This window comes from Erwinia aphidicola, assembly GCF_024169515.1.
GTDB classification, from domain to species: Bacteria; Pseudomonadota; Gammaproteobacteria; order Enterobacterales; family Enterobacteriaceae; genus Erwinia; species Erwinia aphidicola.
Genome location: NZ_JAMKCQ010000001.1, coordinates 1,995,937 through 2,020,715 on the forward strand (window position 1 = coordinate 1,995,937; position 24,779 = coordinate 2,020,715).

The 24,779-nt window shown below is 52.7% G+C and carries 13 protein-coding genes, 6 tRNA genes and 3 rRNA genes; 21 read left to right on the forward strand and 1 reads right to left on the reverse strand.

Going from position 1 to position 24,779, the window contains the following annotated elements; genetic code table 11:
• Positions 1–200 precede the first annotated feature (200 nt).
• From J2Y91_RS09250 to birA, 7 genes are all read left to right on the forward strand, one after another.
• Positions 201–1,741, forward strand: a 16S ribosomal RNA gene (locus tag J2Y91_RS09250).
• 73 nt (positions 1,742–1,814) lie between these two features.
• Positions 1,815–1,891 (forward strand) — tRNA-Ile (locus tag J2Y91_RS09255).
• 154 nt (positions 1,892–2,045) lie between these two features.
• A tRNA-Ala gene (locus J2Y91_RS09260) sits at positions 2,046–2,121 on the forward strand.
• 207 nt (positions 2,122–2,328) lie between these two features.
• Positions 2,329–5,234, forward strand: a 23S ribosomal RNA gene (locus tag J2Y91_RS09265).
• A gap of 213 nt (positions 5,235–5,447) precedes the next feature.
• Positions 5,448–5,563: ribosomal RNA gene (gene rrf, locus J2Y91_RS09270) — 5S ribosomal RNA — on the forward strand.
• The 16S, 23S and 5S rRNA genes sit together here with 2 tRNA genes alongside, the layout of an rRNA operon.
• Before the next feature lie 268 nt (positions 5,564–5,831).
• The gene (gene murB, locus J2Y91_RS09275) at positions 5,832–6,869 is read left to right on the forward strand and encodes a UDP-N-acetylmuramate dehydrogenase (RefSeq protein ID WP_133622234.1); all 1,038 of its coding nucleotides are present in this window, start codon (positions 5,832–5,834) and stop codon (positions 6,867–6,869) included.
• The gene (gene birA, locus J2Y91_RS09280; protein WP_253537935.1) at positions 6,866–7,828 is read left to right on the forward strand and encodes a bifunctional biotin--[acetyl-CoA-carboxylase] ligase/biotin operon repressor BirA; all 963 of its coding nucleotides are present in this window, start codon (positions 6,866–6,868) and stop codon (positions 7,826–7,828) included. The genes murB and birA overlap by 4 nt, the downstream gene beginning before the upstream one ends.
• Positions 7,829–7,851: 23 nt before the next feature.
• On the opposite strand, the gene coaA is transcribed toward birA, so the two are convergent.
• A complete protein-coding gene (coaA, locus tag J2Y91_RS09285; protein ID WP_048914306.1) occupies positions 7,852–8,802 on the reverse strand; it encodes a type I pantothenate kinase in 951 nt (316 codons plus the stop codon).
• 485 nt (positions 8,803–9,287) lie between these two features.
• Here coaA and J2Y91_RS09290 point away from each other — a divergent pair.
• The 14 genes from J2Y91_RS09290 (at position 9,288) to J2Y91_RS09355 (ending at position 24,702) form a co-directional block, all read left to right on the forward strand.
• Positions 9,288–9,363 (forward strand) — tRNA-Thr (locus tag J2Y91_RS09290).
• A 20-nt stretch (positions 9,364–9,383) separates the two neighbouring features.
• Positions 9,384–9,468 (forward strand) — tRNA-Tyr (locus J2Y91_RS09295).
• 212 nt (positions 9,469–9,680) lie between these two features.
• Positions 9,681–9,755: transfer RNA gene (locus tag J2Y91_RS09300), tRNA-Gly, on the forward strand.
• 6 nt (positions 9,756–9,761) lie between these two features.
• Positions 9,762–9,837: transfer RNA gene (locus J2Y91_RS09305), tRNA-Thr, on the forward strand.
• A 125-nt stretch (positions 9,838–9,962) separates the two neighbouring features.
• Positions 9,963–11,147 carry an elongation factor Tu gene (gene tuf / locus J2Y91_RS09310; RefSeq protein WP_133622231.1) on the forward strand — a complete coding sequence of 395 codons (1,185 nt, stop codon included), beginning with the start codon at positions 9,963–9,965 and terminating at the stop codon, positions 11,145–11,147.
• Positions 11,148–11,416: 269 nt separating this feature from the next.
• Positions 11,417–11,800: a preprotein translocase subunit SecE gene (secE, locus tag J2Y91_RS09315; protein WP_048914308.1), complete on the forward strand. Its 384-nt coding sequence runs from the start codon at positions 11,417–11,419 to the stop codon at positions 11,798–11,800.
• 1 nt (position 11,801) lies between these two features.
• Positions 11,802–12,347 (forward strand): transcription termination/antitermination protein NusG, encoded by a 546-nt coding sequence (nusG, locus tag J2Y91_RS09320; RefSeq protein WP_017803043.1) that lies wholly within the window; start codon positions 11,802–11,804, stop codon positions 12,345–12,347.
• A 158-nt stretch (positions 12,348–12,505) separates the two neighbouring features.
• Entirely contained in the window at positions 12,506–12,934 is a 429-nt protein-coding gene (rplK, locus tag J2Y91_RS09325) for a 50S ribosomal protein L11 (protein ID WP_012439921.1), read from the forward strand.
• 3 nt (positions 12,935–12,937) lie between these two features.
• On the forward strand, positions 12,938–13,642 hold the full coding sequence (gene rplA, locus J2Y91_RS09330; protein WP_048914309.1) for a 50S ribosomal protein L1: 705 nt from the start codon (positions 12,938–12,940) through the stop codon (positions 13,640–13,642).
• Between the two features lie 296 nt (positions 13,643–13,938).
• Positions 13,939–14,442: a 50S ribosomal protein L10 gene (rplJ, locus tag J2Y91_RS09335; protein WP_048914310.1), complete on the forward strand. Its 504-nt coding sequence runs from the start codon at positions 13,939–13,941 to the stop codon at positions 14,440–14,442.
• A gap of 73 nt (positions 14,443–14,515) precedes the next feature.
• Positions 14,516–14,881 carry a 50S ribosomal protein L7/L12 gene (gene rplL / locus J2Y91_RS09340; RefSeq protein ID WP_048914311.1) on the forward strand — a complete coding sequence of 122 codons (366 nt, stop codon included), beginning with the start codon at positions 14,516–14,518 and terminating at the stop codon, positions 14,879–14,881.
• A 338-nt stretch (positions 14,882–15,219) separates the two neighbouring features.
• Entirely contained in the window at positions 15,220–19,248 is a 4,029-nt protein-coding gene (rpoB, locus tag J2Y91_RS09345) for a DNA-directed RNA polymerase subunit beta (RefSeq protein WP_048914312.1), read from the forward strand.
• 82 nt (positions 19,249–19,330) lie between these two features.
• Complete coding sequence (gene rpoC / locus J2Y91_RS09350) at positions 19,331–23,554, forward strand: DNA-directed RNA polymerase subunit beta' (RefSeq protein WP_133622230.1); 4,224 nt, start codon at positions 19,331–19,333, stop codon at positions 23,552–23,554.
• An 80-nt stretch (positions 23,555–23,634) separates the two neighbouring features.
• A complete protein-coding gene (locus J2Y91_RS09355; protein ID WP_133624974.1) occupies positions 23,635–24,702 on the forward strand; it encodes a DUF1176 domain-containing protein in 1,068 nt (355 codons plus the stop codon).
• Positions 24,703–24,779: the final 77 nt, after the last annotated feature.

A 24,779-nucleotide genomic window follows, 5' to 3' on the forward strand; every position in this document is an offset into this window, starting at 1 on the left:
CACCTCGCGACAGGAAGCCTCGGCACTGCTCGCAACGCTCTTTAACAATTTATCAGACAATCTGTGTGGGCACTCGCAGGATTGATATCAACGTCTCCGGACGTAAAAAATATCAAGCCTCACGAGTGAACACATAATGAAATTCATTATGACGTTTTACAGATGAGCACCGCTGAACTTGTTTCAGCAAATCGAACTTTTAATTGAAGAGTTTGATCATGGCTCAGATTGAACGCTGGCGGCAGGCCTAACACATGCAAGTCGAACGGTAGCACAGAGAGCTTGCTCTTGGGTGACGAGTGGCGGACGGGTGAGTAATGTCTGGGAAACTGCCCGATGGAGGGGGATAACTACTGGAAACGGTAGCTAATACCGCATAACGTCTTCGGACCAAAGTGGGGGACCTTCGGGCCTCACACCATCGGATGTGCCCAGATGGGATTAGCTAGTAGGTGGGGTAACGGCTCACCTAGGCGACGATCCCTAGCTGGTCTGAGAGGATGACCAGCCACACTGGAACTGAGACACGGTCCAGACTCCTACGGGAGGCAGCAGTGGGGAATATTGCACAATGGGCGCAAGCCTGATGCAGCCATGCCGCGTGTATGAAGAAGGCCTTCGGGTTGTAAAGTACTTTCAGTGGGGAGGAAGGCGATGAAGTTAATAGCTTCGTCGATTGACGTTACCCGCAGAAGAAGCACCGGCTAACTCCGTGCCAGCAGCCGCGGTAATACGGAGGGTGCAAGCGTTAATCGGAATTACTGGGCGTAAAGCGCACGCAGGCGGTCTGTCAAGTCGGATGTGAAATCCCCGGGCTCAACCTGGGAACTGCATTCGAAACTGGCAGGCTAGAGTCTTGTAGAGGGGGGTAGAATTCCAGGTGTAGCGGTGAAATGCGTAGAGATCTGGAGGAATACCGGTGGCGAAGGCGGCCCCCTGGACAAAGACTGACGCTCAGGTGCGAAAGCGTGGGGAGCAAACAGGATTAGATACCCTGGTAGTCCACGCCGTAAACGATGTCGACTTGGAGGTTGTGCCCTTGAGGCGTGGCTTCCGGAGCTAACGCGTTAAGTCGACCGCCTGGGGAGTACGGCCGCAAGGTTAAAACTCAAATGAATTGACGGGGGCCCGCACAAGCGGTGGAGCATGTGGTTTAATTCGATGCAACGCGAAGAACCTTACCTGGCCTTGACATCCACGGAATTCGGCAGAGATGCCTTAGTGCCTTCGGGAACCGTGAGACAGGTGCTGCATGGCTGTCGTCAGCTCGTGTTGTGAAATGTTGGGTTAAGTCCCGCAACGAGCGCAACCCTTATCCTTTGTTGCCAGCGAGTAATGTCGGGAACTCAAAGGAGACTGCCGGTGATAAACCGGAGGAAGGTGGGGATGACGTCAAGTCATCATGGCCCTTACGGCCAGGGCTACACACGTGCTACAATGGCGCATACAAAGAGAAGCGACCTCGCGAGAGCAAGCGGACCTCATAAAGTGCGTCGTAGTCCGGATCGGAGTCTGCAACTCGACTCCGTGAAGTCGGAATCGCTAGTAATCGTAGATCAGAATGCTACGGTGAATACGTTCCCGGGCCTTGTACACACCGCCCGTCACACCATGGGAGTGGGTTGCAAAAGAAGTAGGTAGCTTAACCTTCGGGAGGGCGCTTACCACTTTGTGATTCATGACTGGGGTGAAGTCGTAACAAGGTAACCGTAGGGGAACCTGCGGTTGGATCACCTCCTTACCTGAAGATACCTTCCCGCGTAGTGTCCACACAGATTGTCTGATGAAAAAGTAACGAGCAGAAAAACCTCTACAGGCTTGTAGCTCAGGTGGTTAGAGCGCACCCCTGATAAGGGTGAGGTCGGTGGTTCAAGTCCACTCAGGCCTACCAAATTTGCACTCATGCGGCGTTATGCACTCGGTCGTTTACCAAAGTAAACTTCCCTCCTGCATGCCTTGCCTGAGCACAAATTACATTTTCTCTTTCTTCTATAAAGGAAAAGAAAATGTACCTGGTACCGTAGATGGTTTCTGTAAGACTGTATGGGGCTATAGCTCAGCTGGGAGAGCGCCTGCCTTGCACGCAGGAGGTCAGCGGTTCGATCCCGCTTAGCTCCACCATACTGTTTTTCTAAATAAAATACTTCAGAGTGTGCTGGATAACAGCATGCTGCGAAGTATTATGCTCTTTAACAATCCGGAACAAGCTGAAAATTGAAACGACGCGTCGTATTCATTCTCCGTAATAAGAATGAAGTTAACGATGCGTTCGAGTCTCTCAAATGCTCACGACAGCATGCTGTCCTTCGGGACGCTTGTGGGTTGTGAGGTTAAGCGACTAAGCGTACACGGTGGATGCCTAGGCAGTCAGAGGCGATGAAGGGCGTGCTAATCTGCGATAAGCGTCGGTAAGGTGATATGAACCGCAACAACCGACGATACCCGAATGGGGAAACCCAGTGTGATACGTCACACTATCATGTCATGAATACATAGTGGCATGAGGCGAACCGGGGGAACTGAAACATCTAAGTACCCCGAGGAAAAGAAATCAACCGAGATTCCCCCAGTAGCGGCGAGCGAACGGGGAACAGCCCAGAACCTGAATCAGCTTGTGCATTAGTGGAAGCGTCTGGAAAGTCGCAGGGTACAGGGTGATACTCCCGTACACAAAAATGCACTCGCTGTGAGTTCGATGAGTAGGGCGGGACACGTGACATCCTGTCTGAATATGGGGGGACCATCCTCCAAGGCTAAATACTCCTGACTGACCGATAGTGAACCAGTACCGTGAGGGAAAGGCGAAAAGAACCCCGGCGAGGGGAGTGAAACAGAACCTGAAACCGTGTACGTACAAGCAGTGGGAGCACCTTCGTGGTGTGACTGCGTACCTTTTGTATAATGGGTCAGCGACTTATATTCTGTAGCAAGGTTAACCGTATAGGGGAGCCGCAGGGAAACCGAGTCTTAACTGGGCGTTAAGTTGCAGGGTATAGACCCGAAACCCGGTGATCTAGCCATGGGCAGGTTGAAGGTTGGGTAACACTAACTGGAGGACCGAACCGACTAATGTTGAAAAATTAGCGGATGACTTGTGGCTGGGGGTGAAAGGCCAATCAAACCGGGAGATAGCTGGTTCTCCCCGAAAGCTATTTAGGTAGCGCCTCGTGAACTCATCTTCGGGGGTAGAGCACTGTTTCGGCTAGGGGGCCATCCCGGCTTACCAACCCGATGCAAACTGCGAATACCGAAGAATGTTATCACGGGAGACACACGGCGGGTGCTAACGTCCGTCGTGAAGAGGGAAACAACCCAGACCGCCAGCTAAGGTCCCAAAGTCATGGTTAAGTGGGAAACGATGTGGGAAGGCACAGACAGCCAGGATGTTGGCTTAGAAGCAGCCATCATTTAAAGAAAGCGTAATAGCTCACTGGTCGAGTCGGCCTGCGCGGAAGATGTAACGGGGCTAAACCATGCACCGAAGCTGCGGCAGCGGCGCGTAAGCGTTGTTGGGTAGGGGAGCGTTCTGTAAGCCGTTGAAGGTGTGCTGTGAGGCATGCTGGAGGTATCAGAAGTGCGAATGCTGACATAAGTAACGATAAAGCGGGTGAAAAGCCCGCTCGCCGGAAGACCAAGGGTTCCTGTCCAACGTTAATCGGGGCAGGGTGAGTCGACCCCTAAGGCGAGGCCGAAAGGCGTAGTCGATGGGAAACGGGTTAATATTCCCGTACTCGGTGTTACTGCGAAGGGGGGACGGAGAAGGCTATGTTGGCCGGGCGACGGTTGTCCCGGTTTAAGCGTGTAGGCTTGAGTTCCAGGCAAATCCGGAACTCTTTAAGGCTGAGGCGTGATGACGAGGCACTACGGTGCTGAAGTAACAAATGCCCTGCTTCCAGGAAAAGCCTCTAAGCATCAGGTAACATCGAATCGTACCCCAAACCGACACAGGTGGTCAGGTAGAGAATACCAAGGCGCTTGAGAGAACTCGGGTGAAGGAACTAGGCAAAATGGTGCCGTAACTTCGGGAGAAGGCACGCTGTCGCTAGGTGAAGTCACTTGCTGACGGAGCTGAAGGCAGTCGAAGATACCAGCTGGCTGCAACTGTTTATTAAAAACACAGCACTGTGCAAACACGAAAGTGGACGTATACGGTGTGACGCCTGCCCGGTGCCGGAAGGTTAATTGATGGGGTTATCCGCAAGGAGAAGCTCTTGATCGAAGCCCCGGTAAACGGCGGCCGTAACTATAACGGTCCTAAGGTAGCGAAATTCCTTGTCGGGTAAGTTCCGACCTGCACGAATGGCGTAATGATGGCCAGGCTGTCTCCACCCGAGACTCAGTGAAATTGAACTCGCTGTGAAGATGCAGTGTACCCGCGGCAAGACGGAAAGACCCCGTGAACCTTTACTACAGCTTGACACTGAACATTGAGCCTTGATGTGTAGGATAGGTGGGAGGCTTTGAAGCGTGGACGCCAGTCTGCGTGGAGCCAACCTTGAAATACCACCCTTTAACGTTTGATGTTCTAACCTGGCGCCGTGATCCGGCGTGGGGACAGTGTCTGGTGGGTAGTTTGACTGGGGCGGTCTCCTCCTAAAGAGTAACGGAGGAGCACGAAGGTTAGCTAATCACGGTCGGACATCGTGAGGTTAGTGCAATGGCATAAGCTAGCTTGACTGCGAGAGTGACGGCTCGAGCAGGTGCGAAAGCAGGTCATAGTGATCCGGTGGTTCTGAATGGAAGGGCCATCGCTCAACGGATAAAAGGTACTCCGGGGATAACAGGCTGATACCGCCCAAGAGTTCATATCGACGGCGGTGTTTGGCACCTCGATGTCGGCTCATCACATCCTGGGGCTGAAGTAGGTCCCAAGGGTACGGCTGTTCGCCGTTTAAAGTGGTACGCGAGCTGGGTTTAGAACGTCGTGAGACAGTTCGGTCCCTATCTGCCGTGGGCGCTGGAGAATTGAGAGGGGTTGCTCCTAGTACGAGAGGACCGGAGTGAACGCACCACTGGTGTTCGGGTTGTCATGCCAATGGCATTGCCCGGTAGCTAAGTGCGGAAAAGATAAGCGCTGAAAGCATCTAAGCGCGAAACTTGCCTCGAGATGAATTCTCCCTGACTCCTTGAGAGTCCTGAAGGGACGTTGAAGACTACGACGTTGATAGGCCGGGTGTGTAAGCGCAGCGATGCGTTGAGCTAACCGGTACTAATGACCCGTGAGGCTTAACCTTACAACGCCAGAAGCGTTCTGGTGGCGTTCGAGAGACGCAAAAGAGATTTTCAGCCTGTGACCGGATAACAATTTAGCGGGAACGAAAGATTTTGTGCTGAAGCAAGGCGGCAAGCGAAGGAAAGGAGGGAGCATACTGAAGTATGTGACTGACTTTGCGAGCGCGGCCAACGCAGCAGCAGTGCAAAATATTCGTTTCGTGCACCAAGATTTGCCTGGCGGCTTTAGCGCGGTGGTCCCACCTGACCCCATGCCGAACTCAGAAGTGAAACGCCGTAGCGCCGATGGTAGTGTGGGGCCTCCCCATGCGAGAGTAGGGAACTGCCAGGCATCAAATAAACAAACAAGCCTCATGCGAAAGCATGGGGCTTTTTTGTGTTTGTCGCCTGCTAAAATACATACCCGTATTAACAGCACTCCCTCTCAAACTGCATATTTTTATTAGATAGCGATAATAGCTGTTTAATATCCCCCCAGATTACGACCGATAACTGCACAAAACTCGATGAATTCACCACTGTTTGCGGCGATAAAATCCTCAACTCACCCCTGATGAATCGGGTACACTACCCGCAGTTTAATATTTAAAGGTTTTATTATGTCCTGCCAGCAGCATTCATTAAAAACATGGAATACATTCAGCCTCGACGCCTGTGCCAACAAGATCAGCGTGGCAGAAAGTGCCGAGGCTCTTTGCCAGTTTTGGCAGCAGAGCACCAATCAAAATGAACCGGTATTACTGCTGGGAGAAGGAAGCAACGTACTGTTTCTGGATGATTTCTCTGGGCAGGTCATCATTAACCGCATCAAAGGCATCCGCGTATCTGAAACGGCTGATGCATGGTCTCTGCACGTGGGCGCGGGTGAGAACTGGCATCAGCTGGTTGAAACGTCTCTGGAGCAGGGACTCTCTGGTCTGGAAAATCTGGCACTCATTCCGGGCTGTGCCGGTTCAGCGCCGATTCAAAATATCGGTGCTTATGGCGTCGAGCTGGATCGGGTCTGTGAATATGTGGATATCGTTAGCCTTGCCGACGGTGTACAGCAGCGTTTAACTGCCGCCGAGTGCCAGTTTGGCTACCGTGACAGCATATTTAAACATCAGTACCGCGACGGGTATGCCATTATCGCTGTCGGCCTGCGCCTGGCAAAAATCTGGCAGCCGGTGCTGAGCTATGGCGATCTGCGTACTCTCGACCCGCTAACGGTCACGCCGCGCGAAGTGTTTAACGCCGTCTGCCAGATGCGCCGCAGTAAACTACCTGATCCAAAAGTGACGGGAAATGCCGGGAGTTTCTTCAAAAACCCACTGGTGAGCGCTGAAGTTGCCGCTAAGTTGCAAGCAGAGTATCCGCATATTCCGCACTATCCTCAGGTCAGTGGCGATGTGAAGTTGGCCGCCGGTTGGCTGATCGATCAGTGTGACTTAAAGGGTTTCCATATGGGGGGAGCGGCGGTGCATGCCCAGCAGGCGCTGGTGCTGATTAACGCCAACGAAGCGACGGGGCAGGACATCGTCAACCTTGCCCGGACCATACGTCAGCGCGTGGCAGAGAAATTCAACGTCTGGCTGGAGCCTGAAGTGCGCTTTATCGCAGCACAAGGCGAAACAGATGCCTTAGAGGTTATTGCATGAAAGACAACACCGTACCGTTAACGCTGGTTGGTATTCTGGCAGACGGCGAGTTCCATTCTGGTGAGCAGCTGGGCGAGCAGCTGGGCATGAGCCGCGCGGCAATCAATAAGCATATTCAAACCCTGAAAGAGTGGGGCATTGATGTCTTCACCGTGACCGGCAAAGGCTATAGCCTGCCCTCGGCCATGCAGTTATTGAATGAACAGGCCATTAATGCCCGGCTGGATAACGGGCGCCTGGCGGTCATCCCAGTGATTGATTCCACTAACCAGTATCTGCTCGATCGCATGGATACGCTGCAATCTGGCGACGCCTGCGTAGCCGAATATCAGCAGGCTGGACGTGGTCGCCGAGGTCGTCAGTGGTTTTCACCCTTTGGCTCTAACCTCTATCTGTCTATGTACTGGCGTCTTGAACAGGGTCCGGCGGCTGCCATGGGGCTGAGCCTGGTGATTGGGATTGTGCTGGCGGAGGCGTTACAGGAGCAGGGCGCGCCCGATATTCGCGTGAAATGGCCGAATGATATCTATCTGGACGATCGTAAACTGGCCGGTATCCTCGTTGAATTGACGGGAAAAACGGGTGATGCTGCGCAGATCGTGATTGGCGCCGGAATTAACCTGGCCATGCGCGCACCCGCTGCAGACGTCATCAATCAGGGCTGGATCAACCTGCAGGAAGCCGGAGTAAACGTTGATCGTAACGCGCTCTCTGCGCTGATCGTCAATAAAATGCGCACCGCACTGGTCGAGTTTGAGCAGGAGGGGCTGGCACCGTTTATCGAGCGCTGGGCGCGGCTCGATAACTTTATTAACCGGCCGGTAAAACTGTTGATTGGCGATCGGGAAATATTCGGCATTGCCAGAGGTATTGACCAGCAGGGTGGCTTGATTCTGGAACAGGATGGCGTCAGAAAGTCCTGGGTTGGCGGGGAAATATCGCTGCGACCGCAGAGTTAAAAAAAGGGCCTCAGGCCCTTTTTTTATTTGCGTAATCTGACAAGGTCAACCGCATGACCGATGCTCTTGGTCATTATCAGGCTGGCACGCTCGCGCGTAGGCAGAATGTTTTCCTTCAGATTCAGGTAGTTGATCTCTTTCCACAGCTGGCTGGCGACACCTACCGCCTCGTCTTCAGGTAGCTGTGCATAGTGGTGGAAATAAGAGTCGGGATCGGTAAACGCGCCCTGACGGAATTTCAGGAAACGATTGATATACCAATGCTCTAATAAATCTTCCGGCGCATCGACATAGATCGAGAAATCAACGAAGTCTGAAACAAATACGTGATGCGGATCGTGGGGATAATCCATTCCACTCTGCAATACATTCAAACCTTCCAGAATCAAAATATCCGGCTGCTTAACGACTTTATCCCCATCCGGAATCACATCATAAATCAGATGCGAATAGACCGGCGCAGTGACCTGTGCAGCACCAGATTTCAGGTCGGAAACAAAGTTCACCAGGCGGTGCATGTCATAAGAGAGGGGAAAGCCCTTTTTCTTCATCAGGCCGCGCTCTTTCAGCACCGCATTCGGATGGAGAAAACCATCAGTGGTGATCAATTCGACCCGACGATGCTCCGGCCAGCGGCTGAGTAAAGCCTGCAGCACGCGCGCTGTCGTGCTTTTCCCGACCGCGACGCTGCCTGCAATGCTGATGATATAAGGGATCTTCTGTCCTTTGGTGCCGAGGAACTGCTCCAGCACCGTCTGACGACGCGAATTTGAACTGATATAGAAATTCAACAGACGAGACAAAGGCAGATAAATCTCCGCCACTTCTTCCATGGAGAGATCTTCGTTAATGCCTTTCAGACGGGCAATCTCGTCTTCAGAAAGGGTCATTGGCACCGAATCACGCAGCGCAGCCCACTGGGAGCGATTGAACTGGAGGTAAGGCGTAGTTAACAAGGAATCTTTTTTGCTCATATGCGTGCTTCTGCCAGCAATTAATGCCCTTCGATAGGTTCGCCTGTTAATCACAGTGAATGGCACCACTGCCAGGCTGGCGTACTAAGGGAAATTTCATCAAACAATGGGCGGAGGGTATCACCAGACGGGGATGAATAAGAAGGAAAAAAGATGCTCAGCGGATGCAAACGTAACCGTACCCGCATTAATGATAATTTTAGCTGGCAATTGCAGGGGCAATGCGCACAGGGCCGCACAGAACAAAAATAAACCAACGGTTGGCAAATCACATGCTGCCGGCGCAATTTCCTGCGAAAAGTTTTATCGCAGAGAACACTCTGTGGTGAGGTGATAAACGTCAGAACTGATGTTTCTTTAAACGAAATGACTGTGCAACAGCGCCATTTTGAGTAGAATTGCACAAATAGTAAGCGTAAGAACATTTATCGCAATTTTTTTGTTGCATACTGCGCCCGGTCTTCCTAGAATGCGCACCACTTGATGCCGGCTTAGCTCAGTTGGTAGAGCAACTGACTTGTAATCAGTAGGTCACCAGTTCGATTCCGGTAGCCGGCACCATCAAGTAACGAAATACCCCAGGTGGGGTTCCCGAGCGGCCAAAGGGAGCAGACTGTAAATCTGCCGTCATCGACTTCGAAGGTTCGAATCCTTCCCCCACCACCATTTCGACCCAGCTTTCAGGGGTTGAGACCAGAAGAGAGAATCATCACTCGACTGGGAAGATGGCTTCCTCCAAAAGGTTGTTCATCAAGATTTCCGACTGAGCTCAAGCACAGTCAAAGTCAGCAAGCTAATGCGGGTTGACTGGAGCAACGAAGAGGGCATCTTCTTAGTTGTTCAAGCTACAGACAGAACAGGTAGCCGAGTTCCAGGATGCGGGCATCGTATAATGGCTATTACCTCAGCCTTCCAAGCTGATGATGCGGGTTCGATTCCCGCTGCCCGCTCCAAGCCGTGCTGATATGGCTCAGTTGGTAGAGCGCACCCTTGGTAAGGGTGAGGTCCCCAGTTCGACTCTGGGTATCAGCACCACTTTCAAAATCTCCCTCCCTGCTTCTTTTCTCTGTACATTAAATTCAAAAAAATTCAACAATTCAGGCGATGCCTGGTTGATGTGGTGATATCACCGATTAATCCGTGTCTTAGAGGGACAAGCGATGTCTAAAGAAAAATTTGAACGTTCCAAACCGCACGTCAACGTTGGTACTATCGGCCACGTTGACCACGGTAAAACTACCCTGACTGCTGCTATCACCACCGTTCTGGCTAAAACCTACGGCGGTTCTGCTCGTGCGTTCGACCAGATCGATAACGCGCCAGAAGAAAAAGCACGTGGTATCACCATCAACACTTCTCACGTTGAATATGACACCCCAACTCGCCACTACGCGCACGTTGACTGCCCAGGCCACGCCGACTATGTGAAAAACATGATCACCGGTGCTGCTCAGATGGACGGCGCGATCCTGGTTGTTGCTGCGACTGATGGCCCAATGCCACAGACTCGTGAGCACATCCTGCTGGGTCGTCAGGTAGGCGTTCCTTTCATCATCGTGTTCATGAACAAATGTGACATGGTTGATGACGAAGAGCTGCTGGAGCTGGTAGAAATGGAAGTGCGTGAGCTGCTGTCTGCTTACGATTTCCCTGGTGATGACCTGCCAATCGTGCGCGGTTCTGCACTGAAAGCCCTGCAGGGCGAAGCTCAGTGGGAAGAGAAAATCATCGAACTGGCTGGTTACCTGGATAGCTACATCCCAGAGCCAGAGCGTGCGATTGACAAGCCATTCCTGCTGCCTATCGAAGACGTATTCTCCATCTCCGGCCGTGGTACTGTTGTGACCGGTCGTGTAGAGCGCGGTATCGTTAAAGTGGGTGAAGAAGTTGAGATCGTGGGTCTGAAAGACACCGTGAAATCTACCTGTACCGGCGTTGAAATGTTCCGTAAGCTGCTGGACGAAGGTCGTGCAGGTGAGAACTGTGGTATCCTGCTGCGCGGTATTAAGCGTGAAGACGTTGAGCGCGGCCAGGTTCTGGCTAAGCCAGGCTCAATCAAGCCACACACCAAGTTCGAGTCAGAAGTTTATATTCTGTCTAAAGAAGAAGGCGGCCGTCATAGCCCATTCTTCAAAGGTTACCGTCCACAGTTCTACTTCCGTACAACTGACGTGACCGGTACCATCGAACTGCCAGAAGGCGTTGAGATGGTCATGCCAGGCGACAACATCAAACTGGTTGTTGAACTGATCAAACCAATCGCAATGGACGACGGTCTGCGTTTCGCAATTCGCGAAGGCGGCCGTACCGTTGGTGCGGGTGTTGTTGCTAAAGTTATCGCTTAATCGCTGATAATATTTGACGCAATGCACATGGAAAGGGCATCATTTGATGCCCTTTTTGCACGCTGTAACATAGAACCTGACTCATCAGTGATTTTTTCGACCATAATCATTGCTGAGGCAGGCTCTGTAGCACGGCGTTAAGCCAATAGTTTTCAAGCTACGGCTTGGGATTAAAGGATATGCCGAGTTAAGCCTAACAGCATTATTCGGTTCGGTTGCCTCGTCTTTCGGGGCAAAAGTGTTTCTGATTTATTGTGGCAGGTTGGTTTATGAGTGCTAATACCGAAGCTCAAGGAAGCGGGCGCGGCCTGGAAACGATGAAGTGGTTAGGTGTAGCCGTCCTTCTGGCCGTGGCTATCGCCGGCAACTACTACTATCGTGAAGTAACATTACCTCTGCGTGCCCTGGCTGTCGTTGTTCTGATGGCTGCAGCAGCTGGCATTGCCCTGCTGACCACCAAAGGTAAAGCAACGTTGGCTTTCGCCCGTGAAGCGCGCACTGAAGTTCGTAAGGTCATCTGGCCTACTCGTCAGGAAACGTTGCACACCACGTTAATCGTTGCCGCGGTCACTGCCGTGATGTCACTGATTTTGTGGGGACTGGATGGAATTCTGGTTCGTCTGGTATCGTTTATCACTGGCCTGAGGTTCTGAGATGTCTGAAGCTCCAAAGAAGCGCTGGTACGTCGTTCAGGCGTTTTCCGGTTTTGAAGGCCGTGTAGCACAATCGCTGCGCGAGCATATCAAGTTACATAACATGGAAGAGCTGTTTGGCGATGTCATGGTTCCGACTGAAGAAGTGGTTGAGATCCGTGGTGGCCAGCGTCGCAAGAGCGAGCGTAAGTTCTTCCCAGGCTACGTGCTGGTACAGATGGTAATGAACGATGCAAGCTGGCACCTGGTGCGCAGCGTGCCGCGTGTCATGGGCTTCATCGGTGGTACGTCTGACCGTCCGGCACCGATCAGCGACAAAGAAGTTGACGCGATTATGAACCGCCTGCAGCAGGTGGGTGATAAGCCACGTCCGAAAACCATGTTTGAGCCAGGTGAAATGGTGCGCGTGAGCGATGGTCCATTTGCTGACTTCAACGGCGTGGTCGAAGAAGTTGACTACGAGAAAAGCCGCCTGAAAGTGTCTGTTTCCATCTTTGGCCGTGCAACACCGGTTGAACTGGACTTCGGCCAGGTCGAGAAAGGCTGATAAAAAAGTAACCGATCGCCTGCATCAGGTGGTTGCGAGAGGCGCGAAATTGCACTATAATTTCGCGCCTTTTGTTTTTATGCGCTGCTAAAAGCGTGTGAAAAATTTAATCACGGGGAGCTCCACCAGGAGCGTTATTACCCAATAGAGGAATTATCATGGCGAAGAAAGTACAAGCCTACGTTAAGCTGCAGGTTGCAGCTGGTATGGCAAACCCAAGTCCTCCGGTTGGTCCAGCACTGGGTCAGCAAGGCGTTAACATCATGGAATTCTGTAAAGCGTTTAACGCCAAAACAGAATCCCTGGAGAAAGGTCTTCCAACACCAGTTGTGATCACCGTTTACTCTGACCGTTCTTTCACCTTCGTTACCAAAACCCCTCCTGCAGCAGTACTGCTGAAGAAAGCGGCTGGTATTAAGTCTGGTTCTGGCAAGCCGAACAAAGACAAAGTAGGTAAAGTATCGCGTGCTCAGGTACGTGAAATCGCAGAAACCAAAGCTGCGGACATGACTGGTGCTGATATTGAAGCGATGACTCGCTCAATTGAAGGTACTGCTCGTTCCATGGGCCTGGTAGTAGAGGACTAAGAAATGGCTAAGCTGACCAAGCGCATGAGCGTGATCCGCGACAAAGTTGATGCAACTAAACAGTATGACATCAACGAAGCTGTTGCTCTGCTGAAAGAACTGGCTACTGCCAAGTTCGTTGAAAGCGTTGACGTAGCGGTAAACCTGGGCATTGATGCTCGTAAATCTGACCAGAACGTTCGCGGTGCAACTGTACTGCCACACGGTACTGGCCGTTCCGTTCGCGTTGCCGTATTTGCCCAGGGCGCAAACGCTGAAGCTGCTAAAGCAGCCGGCGCTGAGCTGGTAGGTATGGAAGATCTGGCTGACCAGATCAAGAAAGGCGAAATGAACTTCGACGTTGTTATTGCATCTCCAGATGCAATGCGCGTTGTTGGCCAGCTGGGTCAGGTTCTGGGCCCACGCGGTCTGATGCCAAACCCGAAAGTGGGTACTGTAACCCCTAACGTTGCTGAAGCGGTTAAGAACGCTAAAGCGGGTCAGGTTCGTTACCGTAACGACAAAAACGGTATCATCCATACCACCATTGGTAAGGTTGACTTCGATACCGATAAGCTGAAAGAAAACCTGGAATCCCTGCTGGTTGCGCTGAAAAAAGCAAAACCTTCTCAGGCGAAAGGCGTTTTCATCAAGAAAGTTAGCATCTCCACCACTATGGGTGCAGGTGTTGCAGTTGATCAGGCTGGCCTGAACGCTGCTGCTAACTAATCAGCTTTACGCGGGCGAAATTTTCATCTAGAATCTTACGCCCGTTGTTCTGTAAATATACAGAACCCGAATTTTTAGGTTGGAGCCAGGCCTATCCTGGCCTCCGTCCAAGACCGCAGGTGTTTCGTAAGAAACTTAATCTCCTGCGTAGACGGTGACAGAGCCAAAAGAATATTTTTATAGTCTTTGCTGGATTCTGCTCACCGTGTTTTAGCGCCTGTCCGTGGTAACGCGGTTCAGGTGAAGTGAGTTCCGGGGAAATCCATCCCCGGCCAAAAATCCAGGAGCACAAGCTAATGGCCTTAAATCTTCAAGACAAACAAGCGATTGTTGCTGAAGTCAGCGAAGTAGCCAAAGGCGCGCTGTCTGCGGTAGTTGCGGATTCTCGTGGCGTTACCGTAGACAAAATGACCGAACTGCGTAAAGCAGGACGTGCAGCTGGCGTATACATGCGTGTTGTTCGTAACACCCTGCTGCGCCGCGTCGTTGAAGGTACTCAGTTTGAGTGCCTGAAAGACACGTTCACCGGTCCTACCTTGATTGCATACTCTATGGAACACCCGGGCGCTGCTGCTCGTCTGTTCAAAGAGTTCGCGAAAGCGAATGCAAAATTTGAGGTTAAAGCTGCGGCCTTTGAAGGCGAGCTGATCAGTGCGGCTCAGATCGACCGCCTGGCAACTCTGCCAACTTACGATGAAGCAATCGCACGCCTGATGGCAACCATGAAAGAAGCCTCTGCTGGCAAACTGGTTCGCACTCTGGCTGCTGTACGCGATCAGAAAGAAGCAACTGCTGCTTAATAGCTGCACTGCTCTTCTTATCCGTATATTTGCTAACGTACAAAAAATTACTTTCTGAATTTAGGAACACGAAATGTCAATCACTAAAGACCAAATCATTGAAGGCGTTGCAGCTCTGTCTGTAATGGAAATCGTTGAACTGATCTCCGCTATGGAAGAGAAATTCGGCGTGTCAGCTGCTGCTGCTGTTGCAGGTCCTGCTGCTGCTGCTGAAGCTGTAGAAGAAAAAACTGAGTTCGACGTTGTACTGAAAGCTATCGGCGCTAACAAAGTTGCCGTGATCAAAGCAGTACGTGGCGCAACTGGTCTGGGCCTGAAAGAAGCCAAAGACCTGGTTGAGTCTGCACCTGCTGCCCTGAAAGAAGGCATCAGCAAAGACGACGCTGAAGCTCTGAAGAAAGCACTGGAAGAAGCTGGCGCAGAAGTTGAAGTTAAGTAAGCCAACCTTTCAGGTTGCAGCTTGATTAATCCTTCGGGGTGATTCAGGCTGATGGCTGGTGACTTTTTGGTCACCAGCCTTTTTGCGCTCTACAGCGTCAATGACATTTCACACTGTTTAGTCATTGATTAGCTTAATATCTTTCTCTATCGACGACTTAATATACTGCCACCCTGCATGGGCTCCCTGTCCAGAACGGCAATGAAATGATTTGAGCGTGATAGAAAGAGGTATTACAGAAGGCGATCTGCTTTCTGCACAATACAAAACAGCGTTGCATGAACTGTCCCCCCTGGACGGACAGAGAGGTTCTACTTTTCAGCGAGCTGAGGAACCCTATGGTTTACTCCTATACCGAGAAAAAACGCATTCGTAAGGATTTTGGAAAACGTCCACAAGTTCTGGACATTCCATATCTCCTTTCTATCCAGCTTGACTCGTTCCAGAAGTTCATCGAGCAAGATCCGGAAGGTCAATATGGTCTGGAAGCAGCATTCCGTTCCGTATTCCCGATCCAAAGCTATAGCGGTAATTCTGAGCTGCAGTACGTCAGCTACCGTTTAGGCGAACCAGTATTTGATGTTAAAGAGTGTCAGATTCGTGGCGTCACGTACTCTGCACCTCTGCGCGTAAAACTGCGCCTGGTGATCTACGAGCGCGAAGCGCCGGAAGGCACCGTTAAAGACATCAAAGAACAAGAAGTGTACATGGGTGAAATTCCACTCATGACAGATAACGGTACCTTTGTCATCAACGGTACAGAACGCGTTATCGTTTCTCAGCTGCATCGTAGTCCTGGTGTCTTCTTCGACAGCGATAAGGGTAAAACCCACTCGTCGGGTAAAGTGCTGTATAACGCACGTATCATCCCTTACCGTGGTTCATGGCTCGACTTCGAGTTTGACCCGAAAGACAACCTGTTTGTCCGTATTGACCGTCGCCGTAAACTGCCTGCGACCATCATTCTGCGCGCGCTGAATTACACCACTGAGCAGATCCTTGATCTGTTCTTCGAAAAAGTGGTTTATGAAATTCGCGACAACAAGCTGCAGATGGAGCTGGTTCCAGAGCGCCTGCGCGGTGAAACTGCGTCCTTCGACATCGAGTCGAACGGCACTGTTTACGTCGAAAAAGGTCGTCGCATTACTGCGCGTCATATTCGTCAGCTGGAAAAAGATAACATCCAGCACATCGAAGTTCCGGTTGAATACATCGCGGGTAAAGTCGTCGCTAAAGATTACATCGACGAAAGCACCGGCGAGCTGCTGATCGCGGCGAACATGGAGCTGTCGCTGGATCTGCTGGCTAAACTGAGCCAGTCCGGTCACAAGCGCATTGAAACTCTGTTCACCAACGATCTGGATCACGGCGCCTACATGTCTGAGACTGTACGCGTCGACCCAACCAGCGATCGCCTGAGCGCGCTGGTTGAGATCTACCGCATGATGCGTCCTGGTGAGCCACCAACGCGTGAAGCGGCAGAAAACCTGTTCGAGAACCTGTTCTTCTCTGAAGACCGCTACGATCTGTCCGCGGTTGGCCGTATGAAGTTCAACCGTTCTCTGCTGCGTGACGAGATCGAAGGTTCCGGTATCCTGAGCAAAGACGACATCATTCAGGTGATGAAGAAGCTCATCGGTATCCGTAACGGTATTGGCGAAGTGGATGATATCGACCACCTCGGCAACCGTCGTATCCGTTCCGTCGGCGAAATGGCAGAAAACCAGTTCCGTGTTGGCCTCGTGCGCGTAGAGCGTGCAGTGAAAGAGCGTCTGTCCCTGGGCGATCTGGATACCCTGATGCCACAGGACATGATCAACGCCAAGCCAATTTCTGCGGCAGTGAAAGAGTTCTTCGGCTCCAGCCAGCTGTCACAGTTTATGGACCAGAACAACCCGCTGTCTGAGATCACGCACAAGCGTCGTATCTCTGCACTCGGCCCGGGCGGTCTGACGCGTGAGCGTGCAGGCTTCGAAGTTCGAGACGTACACCCGACTCACTACGGTCGCGTATGTCCAATCGAAACGCCGGAAGGTCCAAACATCGGTCTGATCAACTCCCTCTCTGTGTACGCACAGACGAATGAGTACGGTTTCCTTGAAACCCCATATCGTCGCGTGCGCGAAGGTGTGGTGACCGACGAAATTCATTACCTCTCTGCTATTGAAGAGGGTAACTACGTTATCGCTCAGGCTAACACCAACCTCGACGACGAAGGTCACTTCGTGGACGATCTGGTGACTTGCCGTAGCAAAGGCGAATCAAGTCTGTTCAGCCGCGATCAGGTTGACTACATGGACGTTTCCACCCAGCAGGTGGTTTCCGTCGGTGCGTCACTGATCCCGTTCCTGGAACACGATGACGCCAACCGCGCATTGATGGGTGCAAACATGCAACGTCAGGCGGTTCCAACTCTGCGTGCTGATAAGCCGCTGGTTGGTACCGGTATGGAACGCGCGGTAGCGGTTGACTCCGGTGTAACCGCCGTAGCGAAACGTGGTGGTACCGTTCAGTACGTGGATGCATCCCGTATCGTTATCAAAGTTAACGAAGACGAAATGTACCCGGGCGAAGCCGGTATCGACATTTACAACCTGACCAAATACACCCGTTCTAACCAGAACACCTGCATCAACCAGATGCCTTGCGTGAACCTGGGTGAGCCAATTGAACGTGGTGATGTGCTGGCTGATGGTCCTTCAACCGACCTCGGCGAACTGGCACTCGGTCAGAACATGCGCGTCGCGTTCATGCCGTGGAACGGCTACAACTTCGAAGACTCCATCCTGGTCTCCGAGCGCGTGGTACAGGAAGATCGCTTCACAACAATCCACATCCAGGAACTGGCATGTGTGTCTCGTGACACCAAGCTGGGGCCGGAAGAGATCACTGCCGACATTCCTAACGTCGGTGAAGCTGCGCTCTCCAAACTGGATGAATCCGGTATCGTGTATATCGGTGCGGAAGTGACCGGTGGTGACATTCTGGTTGGTAAGGTAACGCCGAAAGGTGAAACCCAGCTGACGCCAGAAGAGAAACTGCTGCGTGCCATCTTCGGTGAGAAAGCGTCTGACGTTAAAGACTCTTCTCTGCGCGTACCAAACGGCGTGTCTGGTACCATTATCGACGTTCAGGTCTTCACCCGCGATGGCGTGGAAAAAGACAAACGTGCGCTGGAAATCGAAGAGATGCAGCTGAAGCAGGCGAAGAAAGACCTGTCTGAAGAGTTGCAGATCCTCGAAGCTGGCCTGTTCAGCCGCATCAAATACCTGCTGGTTGCTGGCGGTATTGAAGTGGACAAACTGGACAAGCTGCCACGCGACCGCTGGCTGGAACTTGGCCTGACCGACGAAGAGAAACAGAACCAGCTGGAACAGCTGGCTGAGCAGTACGATGAGCTGAAGCACGAGTTTGAGAAGAAACTTGAAGCGAAGCGCCGCAAAATCACTCAGGGCGATGACCTGGCACCGGGCGTGCTGAAAATCGTTAAAGTGTATCTGGCCGTTAAACGTCAGATCCAGCCTGGTGACAAGATGGCAGGTCGTCACGGGAACAAAGGTGTTATCTCCAAGATCAACCCGATCGAAGATATGCCATACGATGAGAACGGTACGCCGGTCGATATCGTACTGAACCCGCTGGGCGTACCATCACGTATGAACATCGGTCAGATTCTTGAAACCCACCTGGGTATGGCTGCGAAGGGCATTGGCGAGAAGATCAACGCTATGCTTAAGAAGCAGGAAGAAGTGTCCAAGCTGCGTGAGTTCATTCAGCGTGCTTACGATCTGGGTAGCGATCTGCGCCAGAAAGTTGACCTGAACACCTTCACCGACGACGAAGTGCTGCGTCTGGCAGAGAACCTGAAAAAAGGTATGCCAATCGCAACGCCAGTGTTTGACGGCGCGAAAGAGAGCGAAATCAAAGAGCTGTTACAGCTCGGCGGTCTGCCTTCTTCTGGTCAGATTACCCTGTTCGATGGTCGTACCGGTGAGCAGTTCGAACGTCAGGTTACCGTTGGCTACATGTACATGCTGAAACTCAACCACCTGGTTGATGACAAGATGCATGCGCGTTCTACCGGCTCTTACAGCCTTGTTACTCAGCAGCCGCTGGGTGGTAAAGCTCAGTTCGGTGGTCAGCGCTTCGGTGAGATGGAAGTGTGGGCACTGGAAGCATACGGTGCCGCGTATACCCTGCAGGAAATGCTGACCGTGAAGTCTGATGACGTCAACGGCCGTACCAAGATGTATAAAAACATCGTTGACGGCAATCATCAGATGGAACCGGGCATGCCGGAATCCTTCAACGTACTGTTGAAAGAGATCCGCTCGCTGGGTATCAACATCGAGCTGGAAGACGAGTAAGCACTCGAATTTGTACTGGTTACAGGGCGCCCGGGTCACTCCAGGCGTCCCTGAGAAGTCTCACTCCGACGGGAGCTAATCCGTGAAAGACTTACTTAAGTTTCTGAAAGCGCAAACTAAGACCGAAGAGTTTGATGCGATCAAGATCGCTCTGGCATCGCCAGATATGATCCGTTCATGGTCTTTTGGTGAAGTTAAAAAGCCGGAAACCATTAACTACCGTACGTTCAAGCCTGAACGTGACGGTCTTTTCTGTGCGCGTATTTTCGGGCCAGTAAAAGACTATGAGTGCCTGTGCGGTAAGTACAAGCGCTTGAAACACCGTGGTGTAATCTGTGAGAAGTGTGGCGTTGAAGTTACACAGACCAAGGTTCGCCGTGAGCGCATGGGCCACATTGAGCTGGCTTCACCGACTGCGCACATCTGGTTCCTGAAATCGCTGCCTTCGCGCATCGGTTTGCTGCTGGATATGCCACTGCGTGATATCGAACGTGTTCTGTACTTCGAATCTTATGTGGTTATCGAAGGCGGCATGACCAACCTCGAAAAGCGCCAGATTCTGACTGAAGAGCAGTATCTCGACGCGCTGGAAGAGTTTGGTGACGAATTCGACGCTAAAATGGGTGCGGAAGCGATCCAGGCTCTGTTGAAAAACATGGACCTGGAGCAAGAGTGCGAGCAGCTGCGTGAAGAGCTGAACGAAACTAACTCCGAAACCAAGCGTAAAAAACTGACCAAGCGTATCAAGCTGCTGGAAGCGTTCGTTCAGTCTGGTAACAAGCCAGAGTGGATGATCCTGACCGTGCTGCCTGTACTGCCACCGGACCTGCGTCCGCTGGTGCCGCTGGACGGCGGTCGTTTCGCAACGTCAGATCTGAACGATCTGTATCGTCGCGTAATCAACCGTAACAACCGTCTGAAACGCCTGCTGGATCTGGCTGCGCCAGATATCATCGTACGTAACGAAAAACGTATGCTGCAGGAAGCGGTCGATGCGCTGCTGGATAACGGCCGTCGCGGTCGTGCGATCACCGGTTCTAACAAGCGTCCTCTGAAATCTTTGGCCGATATGATCAAAGGTAAGCAGGGTCGTTTCCGTCAGAACTTGCTGGGTAAACGTGTCGACTACTCTGGTCGTTCGGTTATCACCGTAGGTCCATACCTGCGTCTGCATCAGTGTGGTCTGCCGAAGAAAATGGCACTGGAGCTGTTCAAACCGTTCATCTACGGCAAGCTGGAGCTGCGTGGTCTTGCTACCACCATCAAAGCTGCTAAGAAAATGGTTGAGCGTGAAGAGTCTGTCGTCTGGGATATCCTGGATGAAGTGATCCGCGAACACCCGGTTCTGCTGAACCGTGCACCCACTCTGCACCGTCTGGGCATCCAGGCGTTTGAGCCAGTACTGATCGAAGGTAAAGCTATCCAGCTGCACCCGCTGGTCTGTGCGGCATACAACGCCGACTTCGATGGTGACCAGATGGCAGTACACGTTCCGCTGACGCTGGAAGCTCAGCTGGAAGCGCGTGCGCTGATGATGTCTACCAACAACATCCTGTCACCTGCGAACGGCGAGCCAATCATCGTTCCTTCTCAGGACGTTGTACTGGGTCTGTACTACATGACCCGCGACTGTGTTAACGCCAAAGGCGAAGGCATGGTGCTGACTGGCCCGAAAGAAGCTGAGCGTGTTTACCGCGCCGGCCACGCGTCTCTGCACGCTCGCGTTAAGGTGCGTATCACCGAGCACGAGAAAAACGAGCAGGGTGCATGGGTTGCTAAAACCAGCATCATCGACACCACCATTGGCCGCGCCATCCTGTGGATGATCGTACCTAAAGGTCTACCTTACTCCATCGTCAACCAGGCGCTGGGTAAGAAAGCTATCTCCAAGATGCTGAACACCTGTTACCGCATCCTGGGCCTGAAGCCGACCGTTATCTTTGCTGACCAGACCATGTACACCGGTTTTGCCTATGCGGCACGCTCGGGTGCGTCTGTTGGTATCGACGACATGGTGATCCCAGAGAAGAAAGTGGAAATCATCACCGAAGCGGAAGCCGAAGTGGCAGAGATCCAGCAGCAGTTCCAGTCTGGTCTGGTTACCGCTGGCGAGCGCTACAACAAAGTGATCGATATCTGGGCTGCGGCCAACGAACGCGTTGCGAAAGCGATGATGGAAAACCTCTCTACCGAACTGGTGATCAACCGCGACGGTGTGGAAGAGCGTCAGGTTTCCTTCAACAGCATCTTTATGATGGCCGACTCCGGTGCGCGTGGTTCTGCAGCACAGATTCGTCAGCTGGCCGGTATGCGTGGTCTGATGGCTAAGCCAGATGGCTCCATCATCGAAACGCCAATCACCGCGAACTTCCGTGAAGGTCTGAACGTACTCCAGTACTTCATCTCTACACACGGTGCTCGTAAGGGTCTGGCGGATACCGCACTGAAAACAGCTAACTCCGGTTATCTGACTCGTCGTCTGGTAGACGTCGCGCAGGATCTGGTCGTGACTGAAGATGACTGTGGTACGCACGAAGGCATCATGATGACCCCGGTCATCGAAGGTGGCGACGTGAAAGAGCCGCTGCGTGAGCGCGTTCTGGGTCGTGTGACCGCAGAAGACGTTCTCAAGCCGGGTACTGCTGACATCCTGCTGCCACGCAACACGCTGCTGCACGAACAGCAGTGTGACCTGTTGGAAGAGCACTCTGTTGACAGCCTGAAAGTCCGCTCCGTAGTAAGTTGCGAAACTGACTTCGGCGTGTGTGCACACTGCTACGGTCGCGACCTGGCACGTGGTCACATCATCAACAAAGGTGAGGCCATCGGCGTTATCGCGGCACAGTCCATCGGTGAGCCGGGTACACAGCTGACGATGCGTACGTTCCACATCGGTGGTGCGGCATCTCGTGCGGCTGCTGAATCCAGCATTCAGGTGAAGAACAAAGGTACGTTGAAGCTGATCAACGCCAAGTCGGTTACCAACTCCGCTGGCAAGCTGGTCGTTACCTCGCGTAACACCGAGCTGAAGATGATCGACGAATTTGGTCGTACCAAAGAGAGCTATAAAGTTCCTTACGGTTCTACCATGGCGAAAGGCGACGGCGAGCAGGTTGCAGCGGGCGAAACCGTAGCAAACTGGGATCCGCACACCATGCCGGTAATCACCGAAGTGAGCGGTTTCATTCGCTTCACTGACATGATTGATGGCCAGACCATTACCCGCCAGACGGATGACCTGACCGGTCTCTCCTCTCTGGTTATCCTCGACAGTGCGGAACGTACTGCGGGTGGTAAAGATCTGCGTCCAGCCCTGAAAATCGTTGATGCTAACGGTAACGACGTAATGATCCCAGGCTCCGATATGCCTGCTCAGTACTTCCTGCCGGGTAAAGCGATTGTGCAGCTGGAAGATGGCATCAAGATCAGTTCTGGTGACACCCTGGCGCGTGTACCGCAGGAATCTGGCGGTACCAAGGACATCACCGGTGGTCTGCCACGCGTTGCTGACCTGTTCGAAGCCCGTCGTCCGAAAGAGCCGGCAATCCTGGCTGAGATCAGCGGCATCATCTCCTTCGGTAAAGAGACCAAAGGCAAGCGTCGTCTGGTGATCACACCAATCGACGGTAGCGATCACTACGAAGAGATGATTCCGAAATGGCGTCAGCTGAACGTGTTCGAAGGTGAACGCGTAGAGCGCGGTGATGTTGTTTCCGATGGCCCAGAGTCTCCACATGACATCCTGCGTCTGCGCGGCGTGCATGCGGTGACCCGTTACATCACTAACGAAGTGCAGGAAGTTTACCGTCTGCAGGGCGTTAAGATTAACGATAAGCACATCGAAGTCATCGTGCGTCAGATGCTGCGTAAAGCTACCATCGCCAGCGCTGGAGGTACTGACTTCCTCGACGGTGAGCAGGTTGAGTTCTCACGCGTTAAGATCGCTAACCGCGATCTGGAAGCTAACGGCAAAATCTCTGCAACATTTGCACGAGACCTGCTGGGTATCACCAAAGCTTCCCTGGCTACCGAGTCGTTCATCTCTGCGGCATCGTTCCAGGAAACCACGCGCGTACTGACCGAAGCAGCCGTTGCGGGCAAACGCGACGAACTGCGCGGCCTGAAAGAGAACGTTATCGTTGGCCGTCTGATCCCAGCCGGTACCGGTTACGCTTATCACCAGGACCGTATGCGTCGTAAAGCAGCGGGCGAGGCACCCATCGTGCCAGTCGTCACTGCTGACGAAGCGTCGGCCAGCCTGGCTGAACTGCTTAACGCAGGCAACCTGGGCGGTAACGACGAGTAATCGTCAATCGCTTATGGCATAGTAAAACCCCGCTCCGGCGGGGTTTTTTTTGGCCTAAGGAAAAGTGACAGGGAGAAATGATGCAAAGCAAAAGGGGTTTCGTGGCGCTGGCGCTGCTGGTATTTAGCGCGGGGATTCAGGCACAAGAGTGGGTGAATGCGCCGGTACAAAAGGTGTTTAAAAACTGGCAGGTGACCTGCAACAATCTTAACGACTGCGACGTGCGCAATATGGACGAGGGCCTGCGCATCATTATCACGCGCGAGGCGGGCGTCAACGGTAAAGCCTCTCTGGCTTTCCAGGCTTTTGGCGAGCAAAAACCCGAAGGGATCTGGCTGGACGGCAAGCCCTGGCACTCCGATATTCCCATCACGGCGGCGGGTGAAAACGGCGATTTTGGCGGCGGCGGGACCGACAAACTGAGTGACATTCAGCAGTGGGTGCAGGCCAGTAAAAACGCGCTGGAAGTCTCTGTAACCGCTGATTCTGAACAGGGTGCGGCTTCACTGAGCGGATTAAACGCCGCGCTGCTGCTGGTGGACGACCGCCAGGGCCGGCTCAATAATCAGACCGCCTTACTGAAGGTCGGCAACAATGAGCCGGATTTAGTGCCGGCGCGCCCCGATGGCCCGGCATTGAATTTTTCGCCGCCAGCAGTGATGCCGTTAACCAATGAGGCCGCGCTGATTGATGGTGCTATCGCCGCGAACGGCAAGCTGTTGGCAGACCAGTACTGCGATCAGGATCAAGAGACGCGCGCACGCAGTCATGCGCAGCCGCTTAACGATCGTCAGGCGCTGGTTTTGGTCAACTGCGGCCTGGGCGCCTATCAATCTTCCAGCCTGCTGTTCATCAGCGCGCGCGCTAACCCGCAGGATGCAAAACAGCTGACCCTGCCGTTACCGCTCAAAGATGAGCAGGGTCAAGCGCAGATAGAGAGTATGTTTACTGAAGCAGATTATGACCCTAAAACCGGTGAGCTGTTCTTCTCCGGTCGTGGTCGTGGTATCGCTGACTGTGGTGAAAGTGGCGGCTGGAAATATGACGGCAAAACCTTCCATCTGACCCACTATAATAGCCAGCCCAGCTGTAACGGCGGAGAGCCGGGTGACTGGCCGTCGGTCTGGAGCAGCGCCGCGGCGAAATAAGTGCCCGGCAGTTTGTAGGAAATTTCACATATTTAGCCGCGAATTGGTGAGCTGCTGGCGTGGCTGCTATCTTCAGC

Bases quoted from the DNA above. Each gene is read 5' to 3' on its own strand.
- murB (WP_133622234.1), top strand. From the start codon at position 5,832: ATGTCCTGCCAGCAGCATTCATTAAAAACATGGAATACATTCAGCCTC.
- birA (WP_253537935.1), top strand. From the start codon at position 6,866: ATGAAAGACAACACCGTACCGTTAACGCTGGTTGGTATTCTGGCAGAC.
- coaA (WP_048914306.1), bottom strand. From the start codon at position 8,802: ATGAGCAAAAAAGATTCCTTGTTAACTACGCCTTACCTCCAGTTCAAT.
- tuf (WP_133622231.1), top strand. From the start codon at position 9,963: ATGTCTAAAGAAAAATTTGAACGTTCCAAACCGCACGTCAACGTTGGT.
- secE (WP_048914308.1), top strand. From the start codon at position 11,417: ATGAGTGCTAATACCGAAGCTCAAGGAAGCGGGCGCGGCCTGGAAACG.
- nusG (WP_017803043.1), top strand. From the start codon at position 11,802: ATGTCTGAAGCTCCAAAGAAGCGCTGGTACGTCGTTCAGGCGTTTTCC.
- rplK (WP_012439921.1), top strand. From the start codon at position 12,506: ATGGCGAAGAAAGTACAAGCCTACGTTAAGCTGCAGGTTGCAGCTGGT.
- rplA (WP_048914309.1), top strand. From the start codon at position 12,938: ATGGCTAAGCTGACCAAGCGCATGAGCGTGATCCGCGACAAAGTTGAT.
- rplJ (WP_048914310.1), top strand. From the start codon at position 13,939: ATGGCCTTAAATCTTCAAGACAAACAAGCGATTGTTGCTGAAGTCAGC.
- rplL (WP_048914311.1), top strand. From the start codon at position 14,516: ATGTCAATCACTAAAGACCAAATCATTGAAGGCGTTGCAGCTCTGTCT.
- rpoB (WP_048914312.1), top strand. From the start codon at position 15,220: ATGGTTTACTCCTATACCGAGAAAAAACGCATTCGTAAGGATTTTGGA.
- J2Y91_RS09355 (WP_133624974.1), top strand. From the start codon at position 23,635: ATGCAAAGCAAAAGGGGTTTCGTGGCGCTGGCGCTGCTGGTATTTAGC.